This window comes from Ruegeria sp. YTSA168 (genome assembly GCF_059610045.1).
Genome location: NZ_JBXWMW010000006.1, coordinates 153,569 through 170,222, shown reverse-complemented (window position 1 = coordinate 170,222; position 16,654 = coordinate 153,569). Strand labels below are relative to the sequence as shown.

17 protein-coding genes are annotated in these 16,654 nt (G+C 57.8%); 4 read left to right on the top strand and 13 right to left on the bottom strand.

The features are described from left to right. The first annotated feature begins 211 nt into the window (after positions 1–211). Positions 212–757, top strand: coding sequence for a superoxide dismutase family protein (locus tag AC2FFE_RS13340; RefSeq protein WP_496819726.1), 546 nt, complete (start codon positions 212–214; stop codon positions 755–757). Between the two features lie 129 nt (positions 758–886). Here the strand turns inward: AC2FFE_RS13340 and nusG are convergent, their stop codons facing one another. The 11 genes from nusG to ccoN form a co-directional block, all read right to left on the bottom strand. Further along, positions 887–1,420 (bottom strand): transcription termination/antitermination protein NusG, encoded by a 534-nt coding sequence (gene nusG / locus AC2FFE_RS13335; RefSeq protein ID WP_496819725.1) that lies wholly within the window; start codon positions 1,418–1,420, stop codon positions 887–889. A gap of 192 nt (positions 1,421–1,612) precedes the next feature. Further along, positions 1,613–1,810: a preprotein translocase subunit SecE gene (gene secE, locus AC2FFE_RS13330; RefSeq protein WP_170533170.1), complete on the bottom strand. Its 198-nt coding sequence runs from the start codon at positions 1,808–1,810 to the stop codon at positions 1,613–1,615. Between the two features lie 100 nt (positions 1,811–1,910). After that, positions 1,911–2,069, bottom strand: coding sequence for a cbb3-type cytochrome oxidase assembly protein CcoS (gene ccoS / locus AC2FFE_RS13325; protein WP_496819724.1), 159 nt, complete (start codon positions 2,067–2,069; stop codon positions 1,911–1,913). A gap of 5 nt (positions 2,070–2,074) precedes the next feature. Further along, entirely contained in the window at positions 2,075–4,240 is a 2,166-nt protein-coding gene (locus tag AC2FFE_RS13320; RefSeq protein WP_496819723.1) for a heavy metal translocating P-type ATPase, read from the bottom strand. A gap of 16 nt (positions 4,241–4,256) precedes the next feature. Continuing rightward, on the bottom strand, positions 4,257–4,715 hold the full coding sequence (locus AC2FFE_RS13315) for a FixH family protein (RefSeq protein ID WP_480826422.1): 459 nt from the start codon (positions 4,713–4,715) through the stop codon (positions 4,257–4,259). After that, a complete protein-coding gene (gene ccoG, locus AC2FFE_RS13310; protein ID WP_496846859.1) occupies positions 4,712–6,145 on the bottom strand; it encodes a cytochrome c oxidase accessory protein CcoG in 1,434 nt (477 codons plus the stop codon). The genes AC2FFE_RS13315 and ccoG overlap by 4 nt, the downstream gene beginning before the upstream one ends. Positions 6,146–6,246: 101 nt before the next feature. Further along, entirely contained in the window at positions 6,247–7,125 is an 879-nt protein-coding gene (locus tag AC2FFE_RS13305) for a LysR family transcriptional regulator (protein ID WP_496846858.1), read from the bottom strand. 410 nt (positions 7,126–7,535) lie between these two features. Continuing rightward, the gene (ccoP, locus tag AC2FFE_RS13300; protein WP_496846857.1) at positions 7,536–8,399 is read right to left on the bottom strand and encodes a cytochrome-c oxidase, cbb3-type subunit III; all 864 of its coding nucleotides are present in this window, start codon (positions 8,397–8,399) and stop codon (positions 7,536–7,538) included. Beyond that, complete coding sequence (locus tag AC2FFE_RS13295; RefSeq protein WP_496819717.1) at positions 8,396–8,602, bottom strand: cbb3-type cytochrome c oxidase subunit 3; 207 nt, start codon at positions 8,600–8,602, stop codon at positions 8,396–8,398. The genes ccoP and AC2FFE_RS13295 overlap by 4 nt, the downstream gene beginning before the upstream one ends. 12 nt (positions 8,603–8,614) lie before the next feature. After that, positions 8,615–9,343, bottom strand: coding sequence for a cytochrome-c oxidase, cbb3-type subunit II (ccoO, locus tag AC2FFE_RS13290; RefSeq protein WP_480545445.1), 729 nt, complete (start codon positions 9,341–9,343; stop codon positions 8,615–8,617). A gap of 14 nt (positions 9,344–9,357) precedes the next feature. Further along, complete coding sequence (ccoN, locus tag AC2FFE_RS13285) at positions 9,358–10,965, bottom strand: cytochrome-c oxidase, cbb3-type subunit I (protein ID WP_496846856.1); 1,608 nt, start codon at positions 10,963–10,965, stop codon at positions 9,358–9,360. 192 nt (positions 10,966–11,157) lie between these two features. Between ccoN and AC2FFE_RS13280 the strand changes: the two genes are divergently transcribed. Next, complete coding sequence (locus AC2FFE_RS13280; protein ID WP_496846855.1) at positions 11,158–11,997, top strand: universal stress protein; 840 nt, start codon at positions 11,158–11,160, stop codon at positions 11,995–11,997. Positions 11,998–12,043: 46 nt separating this feature from the next. Here the strand turns inward: AC2FFE_RS13280 and AC2FFE_RS13275 are convergent, their stop codons facing one another. Together AC2FFE_RS13275 and fnrL are read right to left on the bottom strand one after the other, a co-directional pair. After that, a complete protein-coding gene (locus tag AC2FFE_RS13275) occupies positions 12,044–12,274 on the bottom strand; it encodes a GlsB/YeaQ/YmgE family stress response membrane protein (RefSeq protein ID WP_480550860.1) in 231 nt (76 codons plus the stop codon). Between the two features lie 80 nt (positions 12,275–12,354). Then, positions 12,355–13,098, bottom strand: coding sequence for a transcriptional regulator FnrL (gene fnrL / locus AC2FFE_RS13270; protein WP_496819713.1), 744 nt, complete (start codon positions 13,096–13,098; stop codon positions 12,355–12,357). 61 nt (positions 13,099–13,159) lie between these two features. Between fnrL and hemN the strand changes: the two genes are divergently transcribed. Both hemN and AC2FFE_RS13260 read left to right on the top strand, forming a co-directional pair. Then, the gene (gene hemN, locus AC2FFE_RS13265) at positions 13,160–14,515 is read left to right on the top strand and encodes an oxygen-independent coproporphyrinogen III oxidase (RefSeq protein WP_496846854.1); all 1,356 of its coding nucleotides are present in this window, start codon (positions 13,160–13,162) and stop codon (positions 14,513–14,515) included. Between the two features lie 210 nt (positions 14,516–14,725). Then, entirely contained in the window at positions 14,726–16,654 is a 1,929-nt protein-coding gene (locus AC2FFE_RS13260) for an elongation factor G (RefSeq protein ID WP_496846853.1), read from the top strand.

Sequence of the window (16,654 nt, the reverse complement as noted above, 5' to 3'; positions counted from 1 at the left end):
ACTTGGGAGGTATGAGCTCCCTGAATTTCCGCTCCAGCTCTTCTGACCCTCGCCCATCGCATAAAATGGAACGCTTTCATTCAACAAAACGAACAACCCGGCAAACCCCAACCCAGACATGCGACACTATGGCCGACTGTTTTAGTCAAATAATACCCGGCGACCAGTTGTTTTCATTGCGCAAGTTCACTCCAACATGAGGAAACATCCGATGAAACAAACTGTAAAAGATCTGGTTCTGGTTGCCGCTCTGGCAGGCGCGATTGGCTTTAGCCTGAGCCCCGCTCATGCAGGTGGTCATGTTCACAGTGCAACCGCAGATTTGAAGAACCTGGACGGGGAAACAATTGGCGCGGCAGATATCACCCAAAGCTCACATGGGGTGTTGGTCCACATCAAGATCAGCGACCTGCCTCCGGGCCCCAAAGGTGTGCATTTCCATTCCAAAGCGCATTGCGCTGCAGATACGGGTTTCAAATCGTCGCACGGCCATCACGGCGAGGGCGAAGGTGAGCATGGCTTGGTGAACGCCAAGGGCCCCGGCAAGGGCGATCTTGGAAACATCTATGTTGGCGAGAATGGCATAGGTGAGATGCAGTTCTTCAAAACCGGCGTCTTTCTAGAAGGTGACGACCTGCCCCTTCTGGACGCAGACGGGACCGCGATTGTCATACATGCCAATGAAGACGATCAGATCACCCAACCCATCGGCGGAGCTGGTCCACGTCTGGTCTGCGGCATCGTTGAGGTCGGTTGAACCCGACAACATCGTTGGTACCGGGCGCGAAAACCCGTCCGTTTGAGACCTTCACCTTGTTGAACCAGAAAAAAGCCGCGATGCGTACACATTGCGGCTTTGACCTGTTCTTACACTTTCGAAAGCGTATCAGCTCTGCTTCGTAACCTGCGTGAAGTCCAGTTCGACCGGCGTCTCGCGGCCAAAGATCGAGACCGAGACCTTCAGCTTCTGCGCCTCGTCGTCCACGCCTTCGACCATGCCGTCGAAATCCTCGAACGGGCCGTCGTTGACTTTGACCTTCTCGCCGACTTCGAAGGTGATCATCAGCTTGGGCGCGTCTTCGCCTTCCTGAACCCGGTTGAGGATCTGGTTCACCTCAGCATCGCGCATCGGCATCGGGCGGCCCTGAGGGCCAAGAAAACCGGTGACCCGGTTGATCGAGTTGATCAGGTGATAGCCCTGATCGGACATTTCCATATGCACCAGAACGTAGCCGGGCATGAACCGGCGTTCGGTTGTAACCTTCTTGCCCCGGCGCACTTCGATCACCTCTTCGGTGGGCACCAGCACTTCGTCGATATCGTCTTCAAGGCCCTGTTCAGCCACCGACGTGCGGATCTGCTCTGCGATCTTCTTTTCGAAATTCGAAAGAACGCTGACCGAGTACCACCGTTTCGCCATGAACCTGTCGTCCTTGTTTAGCTTCGAGGCGGCGAGCCGCGCGCCCCGCGTTGAAATTCAATTGCGTGACCCGGAATAAAAAGCGGCGCGCAACCTGATTCGCCGCACGCCCATTCCGAATAGTCATGTCACCTACTCTGACACGCCGTGCTGTGCAAGGGGGCAGTGGTGTTTCCGCCTGCCCGAACTGCCTTAGCTGAACGCGCCCAGCACCAGTTGCAGACCCCCACGAATGCCCAGATCGACAAGCGCAAAGAAGGCAGCGGTCAGGGCAGCCATGATGAACACCATAACCGTCGTCAAAAGCACCTCACGCCGGGTCGGCCAGACGACCTTGGAAACTTCGGCACGGACTTGCTGAATGAACTGGATCGGGTTGGTGGTGGCCATGTGGCGGGTTCTCTCTGCTAGCGAATGCGCCGGACATAACCGGGCAATGCGGCAATTTCAAGGGCGGTTGGATCAACTCTGCCGCAGGAGTGTGGCACGGTTATGGCTTAGGCTTATCATCCCACTCATCGCTAAGAATGCGATGGGCGTCGCCTTCGGGGTCTTCGTATTGGTTCGACCGAACGGTATAGACAAAGGCGACCAGACCCACACAGCCCAGAAACAGGGATATCGGGATCAGATAGGCAAGAACTTCCATTTGGATTACCTCAGCCGCAGGGCGTTTAAGGATACGGTAATGGAAGAGGTCGACATCGCCAAGGCCGCAATCAGGGGCGTAGCCAAACCAATGACTGCCAGAGGCACTGCAATCACGTTGTAGACGGTGGCGATCCGAAAGTTCTCACGAATCCGTTTGGTTGCTTTGACGGCGGTGTCGCAGGCATCCGAAATGGGCGACAGATCAGTGCCCAACAAAACGATGTCCGACGCGACACGGGCGGCATCCAAGGCCGAAGCCGGAGAGATCGAGACATGCGCCGCAGCCAGGGCCGCCGTGTCGTTCAGACCATCGCCGACCATCAGCACATGCCGCCCCTGATCACTGAGCTCTTGTATACGCTGGGCCTTGTCTTGCGGCAGCGCCTCGGCAATCCAGTTCCGGATACCCAACTTATCGGCCAATGCCTCTACAGCGCCTTTGGAATCGCCTGAGATTAAAATGATCTGCTTACCGGTCTGGGAAAGTGCCTCGACCGCCTCTGCCGCCCCTGGGCGCAAGGCGTCCGAGAAGGTGAAGCCCACGGCGGGGTTTGACCCGACGGCCAACCAGGCTGATGTTTCGGCCCCTTGCACAGCCCCCACCCAAGCGGCCCGACCCAGGCGAACCCGCTGACCGCGATACTGCCCTTCCGTGCCGTAACCCGGCACCTCAGCAATATCCTGCACCCCAGCAGGTTTGACCCCGGCAGCCCGCACCGCCTGCGTCAACGCAACCGACAACGGGTGGGCCGATGCCTCGGACAGTGCCAATGCAATTTCCAGGTCAGTGCGGGAATGGTCACCCAGATTGGTCAACTCGGGTGCCCCCGATGTCAGCGTGCCGGTCTTGTCGAACACCACCGTGTCCACCTCGGCCAGACGTTCCAGCGCCGTTGCATGTTTGATCAGCATCCCTTTGCGGAACAGCCGACCCGATGCGGCGGTCGTGACCGCAGGCACAGCCAAACCCAGGGCGCAGGGGCAGGTTATGATCAAAACCGCCGCCGCAATGTTCAATGCAGTGCGCAGATCGCCGGAATAGATGTACCACCCCAAAAAGCTGAGTGCCGACAGAATGTGAACCCCCGGCGCATAAAGCTTCGCGGCCTTATCGGCCAGCGAGGTATACCGGGATCGACCGGATTCAGCGATCGCAACCAGATCGGCCATGCGGTGGAGTGAAGTGTCTTCGCCCACAGCGGTGGCTTGAATGGTCAGGGGCCCGGTCAAGTTGACCTCTCCCGCGCTCACGATCTGGCCTGCTTCGGCGAACACTGGCAAGGTTTCACCCGTCAGCAACGACCTATCCAACTCGGACTGGCCCGAGACAATCTGACCATCCACCGGCATACGCCCACCGGGGCGAACCAGGATCAGATCGCCCACGGTCAGGTCCGAAACAGCAACCTCTTCCTCGACCCCATCAATGACGCGAATGGCGCGAGGCACCTCAAGCGCGGTCAACTCCTCGGCTGCGGAGCGCGCCGCCGCCCGGGTTCGGTAGTCCAGATATCGTCCAGCCAGCAGGAAAAAGGTCAGCGTTAGCGCAGCATCAAAATAAGCATGTTTCCCGCTAAGCGCCGTTTCCCAAAGCGATGTCGCCAAGGCCAGCAGGATCGCCAATACAATCGGCACATCCATGTTCAGACGTCGCACGCGCAGGGCGCTCCAGGCGTTGGCAAAGAAGGGCTGTGCCGAAAAGGCAATCGCGGGCAAGGCGATGGCGGCAGAAATCCAGTGGAACATATCGCGCGTTGCATCGGCTGCACCCGACCAGACCGACACTGACAACAACATCACGTTCATCGAAGCAAACCCGGCCACAGCGAGCCGCATCAACAGATCCCTTCCCGCCTTATCCGCACTGGTTGCAGACAGGGCGCCGGGGTCCAGCTCATGCGCCTCATATCCGGCGCGTTCCAGAACCGGGATCAGGTCTGTCGCCCGCGTTTCGGGCGTGGCTTTGATCATCGCGCGTTTCAGAGTCAGGTTCACGCGTGCATCCTCGACACCGGGATGTGCGTTCAGTGCACGCTCGACATTCGCGATACAGGCCGAACAATGAATGCTCGGCAATGACAGCGCAATCTGCACATCCTCGGGGATCGGGCGCGCCGGTTCAGCCGGGGTTGCGATGCACCCTGGACAAGCTGCCGTACCTGAAGACATCTGTGCCGTCACACCATCAGCCTTTCACATAAAGCGGAACGCGCTGAGCAAACTCAGCCCCCGCATGATCGCGAGCCACCAGACGGATATTCCAATTCCCCTTACCCAATGCAGCAGGTGTCGCATAGGCGATGCCATCAAAGGTGAACTCGGGCGAGAAATCATCCTTTACATGGGTCGCGCGACCTACAACGGCCTGCAATTCGGCGACCTGAACCGGTGCGCCGGTCGCATCGGTGATATGCAGGATCAGCAACCCGCCCTTGGTTTCGGCCCGCACGTCCCACCCCAAGGCCCGTTGCTCTTGCAGACGTTCATTGAAGTTCTGGCTGGCCACGTAGGAGTTCTTTACCTCCAACCCCGGAAAGGTTTTCACGGCGCTATAAGCGAGCAGCAGATTGACCGAGATGATGACCGTGAAAGCCCCCACAAATATGGCAAGCGCATGTTTTCCCGTAAACTTACGTTCTGTCATGATCCGTTTCCTCGTCCATTGAACGTGGTGTCTTTGTAAGCGCGTTCGCCACTGATGATATCCTCAACCCAAATCCGTACCGGCGTTGTGTGCGCACCGGCGGGGCCGGTATCGCCCGAGGCGATAATGTAAACCCGTACCAATTGGGCCGTATCGGCCGTCACATTTACAGTATGTAGGTTTGTACCTTCAATCTCCAACCGCATGCTTGGGTCCCCGGCCAGCGACAAATTGAACAACCTGTCCTCGCCATGTTTGTTGCGCAGGCGCACATCATAGGTGTTGCGGATGGTGCCATCAGACAGAGTCACAAAGGTAGGGTTTCGAACCGGCGCAACCGTCAGATCGATATCGGATCGGATGAACAGGGCAAAGAGCAAGGCGAAGCCGACGGCAGACCACAGGCCTGTGTACATGATGGTGCGCGGGCGCAGGATATGCTTCCACACGCTCTTGGGGGTCCTGCCTGCACGTTCGCGGGGCTCATCGCTTAGCGCCATATAGTCGATCAACCCGCGGGGCTTGCCGATCTTTGCCATCATGTCGTCACACGCATCGATGCACAGGGCACAAGTGATACACTCAAGTTGCTGGCCGTCGCGGATATCGATGCCAACGGGGCAGACATTCACGCAGGCCATGCAGTCGATGCAATCGCCTAGCTCGGAATCGGCGGTGCGTTTGCCCTTGCCGCGCGGTTCACCCCGCCATTCGCGATAGCCGACGACCAGAGTATCCTCGTCCATCATCGCGGCCTGAATACGTGGCCATGGGCAGGCATAGATGCAAATCTGCTCACGCGCGAACCCGCCGAACAAGAAGGTCGTGCCGGTCAGGATCAGAACAGTTGTGTACGCCACCGGATGCGCATTGCCGGTCACCAGATCACGCAACAGGGTTGGCGCATCGGCAAAATAGAACACCCAGGCACCACCCGTCAGAAGACCGATCAGAAACCATGACACCCACTTGGTCAGGCGCAGGCGTGCTTTGCGGAAATCCAGCTTCTCTTGCCGGTGCAGGCGCAAGCGCGCGTTCCGGTCCCCCTCGATCCAGCGTTCAACCAGAATGAACAGATCCGTCCAGACGGTCTGCGGGCAGGCATAACCACACCAAACCCGGCCCAAGGCCGAGGTAAACAGGAACAAGCCCAGCCCCGCCATGATCAACAGGCCAGCGACAAAGTAGAACTCATGTGGCCAGATTTCGATCCAGAAAAAGTAAAAGCGCCGGTTGGCCAGATCCAGCAGCACTGCCTGATCCGGCAGGCTGGGTCCACGATCCCACCTGATCCACGGGGTCACATAGTAAATCCCCAAGGTCACGATCAGGATGATCCATTTCAGGTTGCGAAATGGTCCGGATACGCGCCGCGGAAAGATCGGCTCTCGGGCGGCATATAGGCTGGGGGCGGGGTCGGAATCGCTCACGGGCTGGCTCCAAAAAAATGGCACTTTGGCTCGCGTGTTCTCTCAGATCACGTCCGCGCAAACTTTGACATGGGTCAAAACGCGCATCGAACACACATCTTTTAGGGCGTTGCGTCCGCTTGTCGCTTAAGCCAGCGTACAAATGTCTTGACGGCGGGTCTAAGCGGCGTTTTTGCCGTTAACACATGGTATCCGCTGCTTTCCGGTTCGAAATAAAGCTCAACCAGGCGTCCGGCGCGGATATCCTGTTCGACGAAATGTCGCACCGTGGCCGTCACTCCCTGCCCTGCGCGAAGCCCATCCAACAGCAGATTGCCTGGTAAAGACAGACGGCCCGCCAACGGGGGATGATCCACACCCCGTTTGGCCAACCAATTGCTGGCCTCGGTTGTGCCAAGTTCCTCCAACCAAGGCAACTGGCTCAACTCCTCTGGCGTCCACTTGGTTTTGCCCCCTAACAAAGCAGGCGCTGCCACGACGACAAAAGGTGTTTTTAGCAACATCTCAACATCTACTCCCGGCCACCCGCCAGCACCGTACCGGATTGCGACATCAACCCCGCCGGGCGCAAGGGTGACGAGATGTGGTGAGGGGTCGATGGCCAGGTTGATATCAGGGTGCTCGGCCTGAAACGCGGGCAAGCGTGGCATCAGCCACGATGCGGCGAATGAAGGTGTCAAAGACACATGAACCGGGCGCGCCTCGCCTGACCTCATCAGATCTTCTACAACGGCGCTGATTGATCCAAAACCAAGCTGCAGGGCGCGGGCCAGATGCTCACCTTCGGCTGTCAGGGTCAACGCCTTTCCAGTGCGATCTAACAGGGCGACGCTGAGGTGTTTTTCAAGCACGCGAAGCTGTTGGCTGATTGCCGCATGACTGACGTTCAACGCGGCACCGGCATCGCTCACATTCCGCCTTTCAGCAAAGGCCGCGAAAGCCCTGAGTGAGGCCATCGGGGGCAGAGAAAGCCAATCCATATGTAACCCATACTTACATGACGGAATGGTAATTGAGTGGCATTCAGCGCGTCAAAGGTCAATCTTTATTGTCAGAAACGCTTCTGCACAGGAGAGAAACCATGCTGACTGTTCTTGCACGCTCTTTTATGACTGCGACCCGAATAGACACACCGCGCATCCAAGACGCACCAAAACCAGGCGACCGCAAACGTCGCTGGCTGCCAGAGGGTCACTGGTGGGTAAAGAATCCGCGCGATGTGGATCTGAGCAATCTTTGATACGCGCAAAGATAAAGTATCCGAGCCGCTGCCAAAGGCAGCCATATTGTTAATATACAGACACCGGTTGCCCAGGAAACGCGCGAACAGATCGAGCAGCCGGTGCCTGAACCTGCGGGCAGCGCACTGCCTGCAGGTATTCTTGTATGCTTACTGACCGCCACCCAGCTGGTGGACATAGGCCGTGACCGCACGGATCTGAGCTTCGGTCAGGCGGTTATCCCAAGGCGGCATCACGCCAAAGCGGCTGTATGTCACCGTTTCGGTCAAGGCCTCCTCGCTTCCGCCATAAAGCCAGATCGCATCGGTCAGGTTCGGGGCACCTTGGAAGACATCCCCCTGACCATTCTCACCATGACAGGCCGAGCAATTATCTTCGAACACAACCTTGCCAGCTTGCGCCGCCGCATCGTCGGTTTGCGCGTTGGTCAGTGACATGACGTATTGCACCACCTGGGTGATCTCCTCTGATGCAAGGATGTCACCAAAGGCCGGCATCTCGGACCACCGTGTGTCGTCACTTTCTTCGCTACGGATGCCATAGCTGACTGTAGTTTCGATATCTTCCAGCGTTCCACCCCACAGCCATGCGTCATCCAGCAGGTTCGGGAAGCCGGTTGCACCCTGCGCACCCGAACCGTGACATTGCGCACACCAGGTGCGGAACACCGCGCTGCCTGCGTTGACGGCATATTGCTGCAACTCGGCATCTTTCGAGATATCCTCAAGCGGGGTTTCCACCAGCTTTACGTTCCAAGGCGCGTTGGCCTCTTCAAACGCAACCAGTTCCTTCTGCACCTCTTCACGGGATGACCATCCCATGACACCTGCGGTGGCAGATTGGACCAGTGGCCATGCCGGATACATGATCGTGTAGATCACACCCCAGATAATCGTGACGTAGAAGGTCCAGAGCCACCAGCGTGGCATCGGGTTGTCAAACTCTTCGATCCCGTCCCAGGTATGGCCAGTGGTGTTTGGATCACCCGGCTGTTTATCAGGTGTCTTGTTCATTGCCGCGCCTCCTTGGATGTGGCGGGTTCGTCTTGCTGCGGTGCAGGCGCATCGGCGTGCCGGAAGGGAATATTGGCCGTATCTTTGTATTCCTTGCTGGCGCCCGGCCGGAAAACCCAGACCACGATGCAAACGAAGAAGGCAAAGAGCAGCAATAACATCCAGCTATCCGCGAATTGCCGTAGGAGTGTGTATTCTTCCATCTTACCCTCCTGTTACCGGTTTGCTGCGGGGGTGAAGGTCGAGAAGTCGACCAGCGTGCCCAGCATCTGCAGATAAGCGATCAGCGCATCAGCCTCGGTCAGTTCGGGCTGACCATCGAAGTTGCGCACATTGACCTTGTCACCGTAACGCTCCAGCAACCCGTCAAAATCACTGTCCGGATCGGCCTGAGCGCGGAAGTCCGCCACAGCGTTCTCCAACATCTCTTCGGTGTAGGGTGTTCCAACAACAGCGTTCACCGCCATGATGTCACCAATGTATTCACCGTCGATCTTGCGGTTCTCAAGGAAACCGTATTTCGGCATCACCGATTCCGGCACAACCGACTGTGCATCGCGCAGATGGCGCACGTGCCAGTCATCCGAGTAACGGCCACCCACGCGGGCCAGATCAGGCCCCGTCCGCTTGGATCCCCATTGGAACGGGTGATCATACATCGACTCAGCCGCCAGCGAGTAATGGCCATAGCGTTCGACCTCGTCCCGCATGGGGCGGATCATCTGGCTGTGGCAGACATAGCAGCCTTCGCGGATGTAGATCTCACGCCCTGCCATCTCCAGCGGGGTGTAAGGGCGCATGCCCTCCACCTTTTCGATGGTGTTCTCAAGATAGAACAGCGGGGTGATCTGAACGATGCCACCGATGGTTACGACCAGGAAGCTGAAGATCAGCAGGAGGGTCGCGTTGGTCTCGAGGATCTTGTGTTTGTCGAGAATTGCCATTGCTCCGGCCCTCCTTATTCAGCCGGGACTGCGACGGTCAGGTTGGCCTCACGGGCCGGCGCTTTCCGTACAGTCATCCACAGGTTGTAGCACATGATCACCGAGCCAGCGAGGAACAGGACCCCACCCAAGCCACGTACCACATACATCGGGAACTTGGCGGCCACGGTGTCAGCGAACGAGTTCACCAGGAAGCCATTGGCATCCACTTCGCGCCACATCAGGCCTTCCATGATACCGGTGACCCACATCGACGCGGCGTAGAGCACGATGCCGATGGTGGCGAGCCAGAAGTGCCAACTGACCATCTGCAGCGAGTACAGACGCTCACGCTTCCACAGGACAGGAACCAGGAAGTACAGCGCGCCAAAGGTGATCATGCCGTTCCAGCCCAGCGCGCCCGAATGCACGTGACCGATGGTCCAGTCGGTGTAGTGAGACAGGCTGTTCACCGCGCGGATCGACATCATCGGTCCCTCAAAGGTGGACATGCCGTAGAAGCCGACCGAGATGACCATCATGCGGATAATCGGGTCTGTGCGCAGCTTGTCCCATGCGCCCGACAGGGTCATCAGACCGTTGATCATTCCACCCCAGGACGGCATCCAAAGCACGACCGAGAACACCATACCAAGCGTCGACGCCCAGTCTGGCAGCGCGGTATAATGCAGGTGGTGCGGACCAGCCCAGATGTACAGGAAGATCAGGGCCCAGAAGTGGATGATCGACAACTTGTACGAGAACACGGGGCGTTCGGCCTGCTTTGGAATGAAGTAGTACATCATCCCCAGGAAGCCAGCGGTCAGGAAGAAGCCAACGGCGTTGTGGCCGTACCACCACTGGATCATGGCATCCTGAACACCCGACCAGACAATGACCGATTTCGAGCCCCAGATGCTGACCGGGATGGTCATGTTGTTGACCAGGTGCAGCATGGCAACGGTCACGATAAAGGCCAGATAGAACCAGTTGGCCACGTAGATGTGGGGCTCTTTCCGCTTGATGATCGTACCCAGATAGACCGCCAGATAAGCGACCCAGACGATGGTCAGCCACAGATCGACATACCATTCCGGCTCGGCATATTCCTTGGATTGTGTGCCACCAAGAACATAGCCGGTTGCTGCCAGTACGATAAACAGCTGATAGCCCCAGAACACGAACCATGCGAGGTTTCCACCCCACAGGCGCGCAGCACTGGTGCGCTGCACCACGTAGAACGAGGTTGCGATCAGCGCGTTGCCACCAAAGGCAAAAATCACCGCCGAAGTGTGCAGAGGACGCAGGCGCCCAAAGTTCAGATAGCCCTGAGCCCATTCAAAGTTGAGCGTTGGAAAGGCCAGCTGGAACGCAATAAAGGTTCCCGCAAGGAACCCGACAACGCCCCAAAAGGCGGTTGCGATCACGCCATAGCGGATCACGTCATCCATGTATTCGCCCGAGCGATCTACAAGGATATCTGGCTCATCCGTGTTTCGAAGCGTCCAGATAAACAATCCCGCGGCGATGACCATCACCAGAATCGCATGCACCTGATACGCCAAATCCCGTGCATAGTTTGTCCCGATGGCGGCAAACACCACCAAAAGGCCAAGCACGATCAGCTTGATGTAATTCGACATATTGCGTCCCTTTACCCTGCTCTGCGCGATTTACATGCCGCGAAGAACCTTTTTGACTGCTTGATGTAATGTCGAATGATGGTCCCGACTGCTTTGATCTGAGTCAAGACAACCCGCCGTTTTCTGTGACACGCATAATAGGTGAATGGGCGTTTACTGATACCGAACCCACGCCCGGAAGATGAGGTCAACATGGCTTATAAATCTATTCTCACCATCATGACTGAAACAAAGGCGGCGCTGCCCGCGCTTGCTCAGACGGCCGCATTGGCCCAGGCACAGGATGGCCATGCCGAGGCCTTGTGCCTAGGCGTCGATCGCAGCCAAACCGGCTATTACTATGCCGGGGCCAACGCGATGATCCTTCAGGAAACCCTAAGCCGGGCCAACGCTGAAGCCGAAGAAGTGCTGGCCTTTGCAAAGGACTATCTGCAAAAAACAGGTGCGCGCTGGTCGGCGGAAAGCGGCGTTGCCCAGATTGCCGACATTGGTCGCCACGTCGCGCACCGCGCGCGGTTTTCAGACCTAGTCGTTCTGCCTCAACCCTATGGTGAGGATTGCGGGGCCGAAGCCGAACCCATCATCGAGGCCGCGATGTTCGAAGGTCATGCCCCGGTTCTGGTTGTACCGGGCACGGACAATCCTGTCTCTGCGCCTCAAAACATCATGATTGCCTGGAACGAAAGTATCGAAGCGATGCACGCCGTTCGACGCGCTTTGCCATTCCTTAGGCAAGCCGAATTGGCACACATCGTTGTAATCGACCCACCCCGCCACGGGCCCGACCGATCGGATCCGGGCGGCGGCTTGTCACAGATGCTGGCACGGCACGGCGTCAAATGCGAAATCGAAGTGCTCAGCAAAACCATGACTCGGGTCTCCGACATCCTGAACCGACATGCGACCGACACGGAATCGGACATGATTGTCATGGGGGCCTATGGCCATTCGCGTTTTCGCGAGGCGATATTGGGCGGGGCAACGCGCAATATGCTGGAACAGTCTGTGGTGCCGGTTTTTCTTGCCCACTAAACAAGGCTTACACTGTGGAGGCTGCCTGTCCGGGCAGCTTCCTTGATCACCCGCGCCGCACCAGACCGATCAGGAACAACAATATCACCGCGCCAATAGTGGCGGCGAAGATGGACGAGAACACGCCACCGCCAACGGAAAAACCCAGCGCCGGGAAAATTAGACCGGCTACAAAAGCGCCAACTATTCCGACGATGATGTTCCCGAACAGTCCAAACCCGCGACCTTCCATGATTTTGCCCGACAACCAACCTGCGATTGCACCGATTGCAACCATGGCCAATACACTGCTGAATTCCACGGTCTTCTCCTTAAAAAGGGCGTGCGGCCCTTTGCGACCGCTGCCGAGCCGGACACTCAGACAAGAAATCCGCCATCCGAGTCATCTCCGGCCTCTTCCATCAGCCGATCCATATCCGGTACGGTCACATGTCGTTTGCCTTCCAGCAAGATCACCCCGTCCTTTTTGAGCGCTGAAATCTGTCGACTGACGGTCTCTAACGTCAAACCAAGGTAATCCGCCATGGCTTCGCGTGTAAGCGGGAGATCGAAAACAAACGGACCAGACAGCCCCTTTTGGCTGACCGATGCATCGCGCCGGGCAATGATCGACAACAGGCTGGCAATCTTTTCCCGCGCGGTTTTGCGCCCCAGGACCAACATCCACTCGCGGGCAGCGTCCAACTCATCCAAGGTCATTTGAAGCAGACGATGTGCAATATGTGGCGTCACATTCATCATGTCTTCGAAGGGTTTTTTACGAAAACAGCACATGACGACATCCGTGGTGGCCTGCACATCATAGGCCGCCGCGTCGCGCCCAGGGCGACCGACAAAATCACTGGGCAGCAACAGACCCACCATCTGGGTCCGGCCGTCCTCCATGGTTTGTGTCAGCGAGGCGATGCCCGACACGATCGAGCCAACAAAGTTCATCTGGTCGCCTGACCATATGATCGTCTGGCCCGCTTCGAAGCTGCGGTAGTACTTGATGTTATCGAGCACTTCGAGCTCATCCGCATCACAGCGCGCGCACACGGCGCGATGACGGATGGGGCAACTTTCACAGTTGGCGTGATCGAACTGTACTTTTGCAGTCATGCGCGTTCCCACTTGATCTCGGTCAAAGCAGCCAGGTCGTCTAGGTGCCTAGGGTATCGCCATGATACAGAAATCACAATTGGCTCGGCTTGGACTTTTTGACGCGAAGGTACCGCGCTACACCAGCTACCCCACCGCCCCCCATTTCAGCAATGATGTGGGGGCGGATCGTTTTGGTGACTGGGTGTCCGCAATCAAGCCTGGAAGCGCGATCTCGCTATACATTCATGTCCCCTTCTGCCGCAGACTGTGCTGGTTCTGCGCTTGCCGCACGCAGGGAACGCAAACCGATAACCCAGTGATCGCTTACGTGGATGTGCTGAAAGTCGAGCTTGATTTGCTGGCAGCGCGCCTGCCCGACGGTGTGGTTTTATCGCGTCTTCATTGGGGTGGCGGCACGCCAACCTTGTTGAACGCCAATCTGATACGCGATCTATCTCGGCATATCCTTAGCATTGTTCCCCTGGGCCCCAAGGCGGAGTTCTCGGTTGAAATCGACCCGAATGAGGTTGACGAGGCACGGCTGGATGCGCTGGCCGAGGTTGGCATGAACCGGGCCTCAATCGGCGTGCAGGATTTCGATGATGAGATTCAAAAGACAATTGGCCGCGTTCAAAGCTACGAGACCACCCGACATGCAATAGACATGATCCGCGCCCGCGGCATCACCAGTTTGAACGCCGATATTCTATATGGCCTGCCCCATCAGACCAAGGCGCGTATGACAGAAAGCGTTCAGAAGCTTTTGTCGCTCAATCCGGATCGGGTCGCCCTATATGGTTATGCACATGTGCCGTGGATGGCCAAGCGGCAGCAGCTGATTCCATCGGATGCCTTGCCCACCCCGGAGCAGCGACTGGATCTCTTCGACACAGCCCGCCGCCTGTTCATATGGGATAACTACGCAGAGATCGGCATCGACCATTTCGCGTCGCAAGAAGACGGCCTGACCAAGGCGTTGAATACAGGGCGGCTGAAACGAAACTTTCAAGGTTACACTGACGATCAGGCCGAGGTTCTCATAGGCATTGGCGCAAGTTCGATCTCGCGCTTTCCGCAAGGTTATGCACAGAACGACCCGGCGACTTCGGCCTATATCAAGGCGATCCGCGACGGCACATTCTCGACCTCACGCGGACATTTGTTCAAAGGTCAGGACGTGTTGCGGTCTCGGCTGATCGAAGCGTTGATGTGCGATTTCCAAATCAACTCAGCGGAAATTCTGCGCGACCACGATGTGTCAACTGAGGAATTGAACCGTATGTGCAATTCGGTAAACGCAGCCTTCGACGGGTTACTGCGCGTCACCACCGATGGGCTGTTCATTCCGCCTGAGGCCCGCGCCTTGACCCGGATGATCGCACGGAATTTCGATGCCTATGACCTGAGCAAAGCCGGGCATAGTTCCGCGATCTAACATCCCGAGTTGCGCAGCACCCCCGGACAGGCGATGCGAAACAGGGGACTTGACGCACGGCATGTGTATTCCGCACACTCAAGGCGTGGGCCTCTATATGGGCCCACAGCCCGAGGCAGGCCCATTCGCAGACAACCCGTGCCGACGCCCCAAGCGTAAGGCAACCCCTTTCGTGCAGCCACTCTGCAACCTGAAAGAGGGACAGCACTTATGCGCGTTTTCACGGTTCTAGGCCCCAGCCAATCGGGCAAATCCACTCTGGTCGAGGCCATAAGCCGCCTCGACGGGCGCCCCACAACATTCGACATCTGCGGAACCGTGCATTTGCACGGTTTTTCTTATTTGGACGAGCCCTGGTGCGCGGTTGACGTCGATGGCGGTGGCGATGCGCTGGCCTATGTCGGCCCCGCCATGGCAATCTCGGACGCGGCGGTTGTGGTCGTGCCACCCGACCCGGACGCCGCGGTACTTTGCGCACCCTATCTGCGCCTGATCGAAGAGGCTGGTATCCCCTGCTTTTTGTTCATCAATCGAATGGACAACCCAAATGGCCGTGTCCGCGACATCATCAGCGCGCTGCAGACCTATTGCTCCCATCACATCGCATTGCGACAAGTGCCAATCCGGGATGGGGACACGATCATCGGCGCGGTTGATCTGATTTCCGAGCGGGCGTGGAAATATCAAGAAGGCCAACCCTCGGCTCTGATTGAGCTGCCACAATCGGTTGAGGATCGCGAACAAGAGGCGCGCACCGAGCTCCTGGAAACCTTGTCGGACTTTGACGATCACCTGCTGGAACAATTGATCGAGGACAAGCAACCCCCAAGCGCCGAGGTTTATGAACTCGCCGCGCAAGTCTTACAGAACCACCAACTGATCCCGGCCTGCCTGGGGGCCGCGAGCCATGGCAACGGCCTGACCCGGCTCATGAAAGCTCTAAGACACGAAGCCCCGGAGTTTGACATCGCCGCCGGACGAGATGAGGCGGCGGACAATGCGCGGGCCATCGCAGGGTTTGCCGATGTGAAAAAGCATATCGGTAAGATTACCGTGCTGCGCTGCCTGGGCGATGGTATCAAAGCGCATGAGGCCTTAGGCGGCGAAACCGTTGGCAACCTGACCACGCTGGACGCCAAGACACAGATTGGTGCCCTTGAGGCCGGGCAGATCGGTCTGGCGGTCAAGTCCGATCACCTCAACCCCGGGTTCATCTATGACAGCCGCGCAGCGACACCGCTGCCCGATTGGGCCGCGTCGCACCCGGTTGCGCATCGACAGGTGGTCTCGCCCGCGCATGAGCGGGACGATGTGCGCCTGTCAAATGCCCTGACACGGTTGGTCGAGATCGATCCAGGGCTTCAGATGGAACAGGATGAACTCAGCGGGCATGCTATTCTGGGTTCGCAAGGACCGCAGCATATGCGGCGCGTTACCGCCAAGCTGGCCGAAGATTTCGGGATCGAGATCGAGACCGACGCGGTCGAGACCGCCTATCGCGAGACAATTCGCGCACCCGTCGACCACCGACATCGACACCGCAAGCAATCAGGTGGGGCAGGACAGTTCGCTGATGTCGTCATCTCGGTTTCGCCATTACCCCGCGGCTCGGGCTTTCAGTTTGAAGAGGTCGTCAAGGGCGGGGCCGTTCCCAAGAACTACATCCCATCGGTTGAACACGGGGCACAGGATGCTCTGGTTCAAGGCCCCGAGGGCTTTCCGGTGGTAGATGTCAAAGTCATCCTGAGCGATGGTAAACACCACAATGTCGACAGCTCGGACTATGCATTCCGAACGGCTGGCAAGAACGCTGTACGTGAGGCCCTGCCGCAAGCCAAGCCGGTTGTGCTGCAGCCCATTCTGAGTGCCGAGATTCACCTGCCATCCGATTTTGTGGGTGATCTGGTCCCCACGATCAGTTCGCTGCAAGGCCAGGTTCTGGGGTTCGAAGGCAACCCAAATGCGTCGGGGTGGGAAATTTTCAACGCCCAACTTCCGGCCGTCGCACAGGATGAACTGCACCGAACCCTCGCCAGCGCCACGCGTGGCACCGGCTGGGTAAACCTGAACTTCGATCACTACGAGGAGTTGCGCGGACCGGTCCCAACTACGGCCACACGCGAAAAAGCCAACGCATAA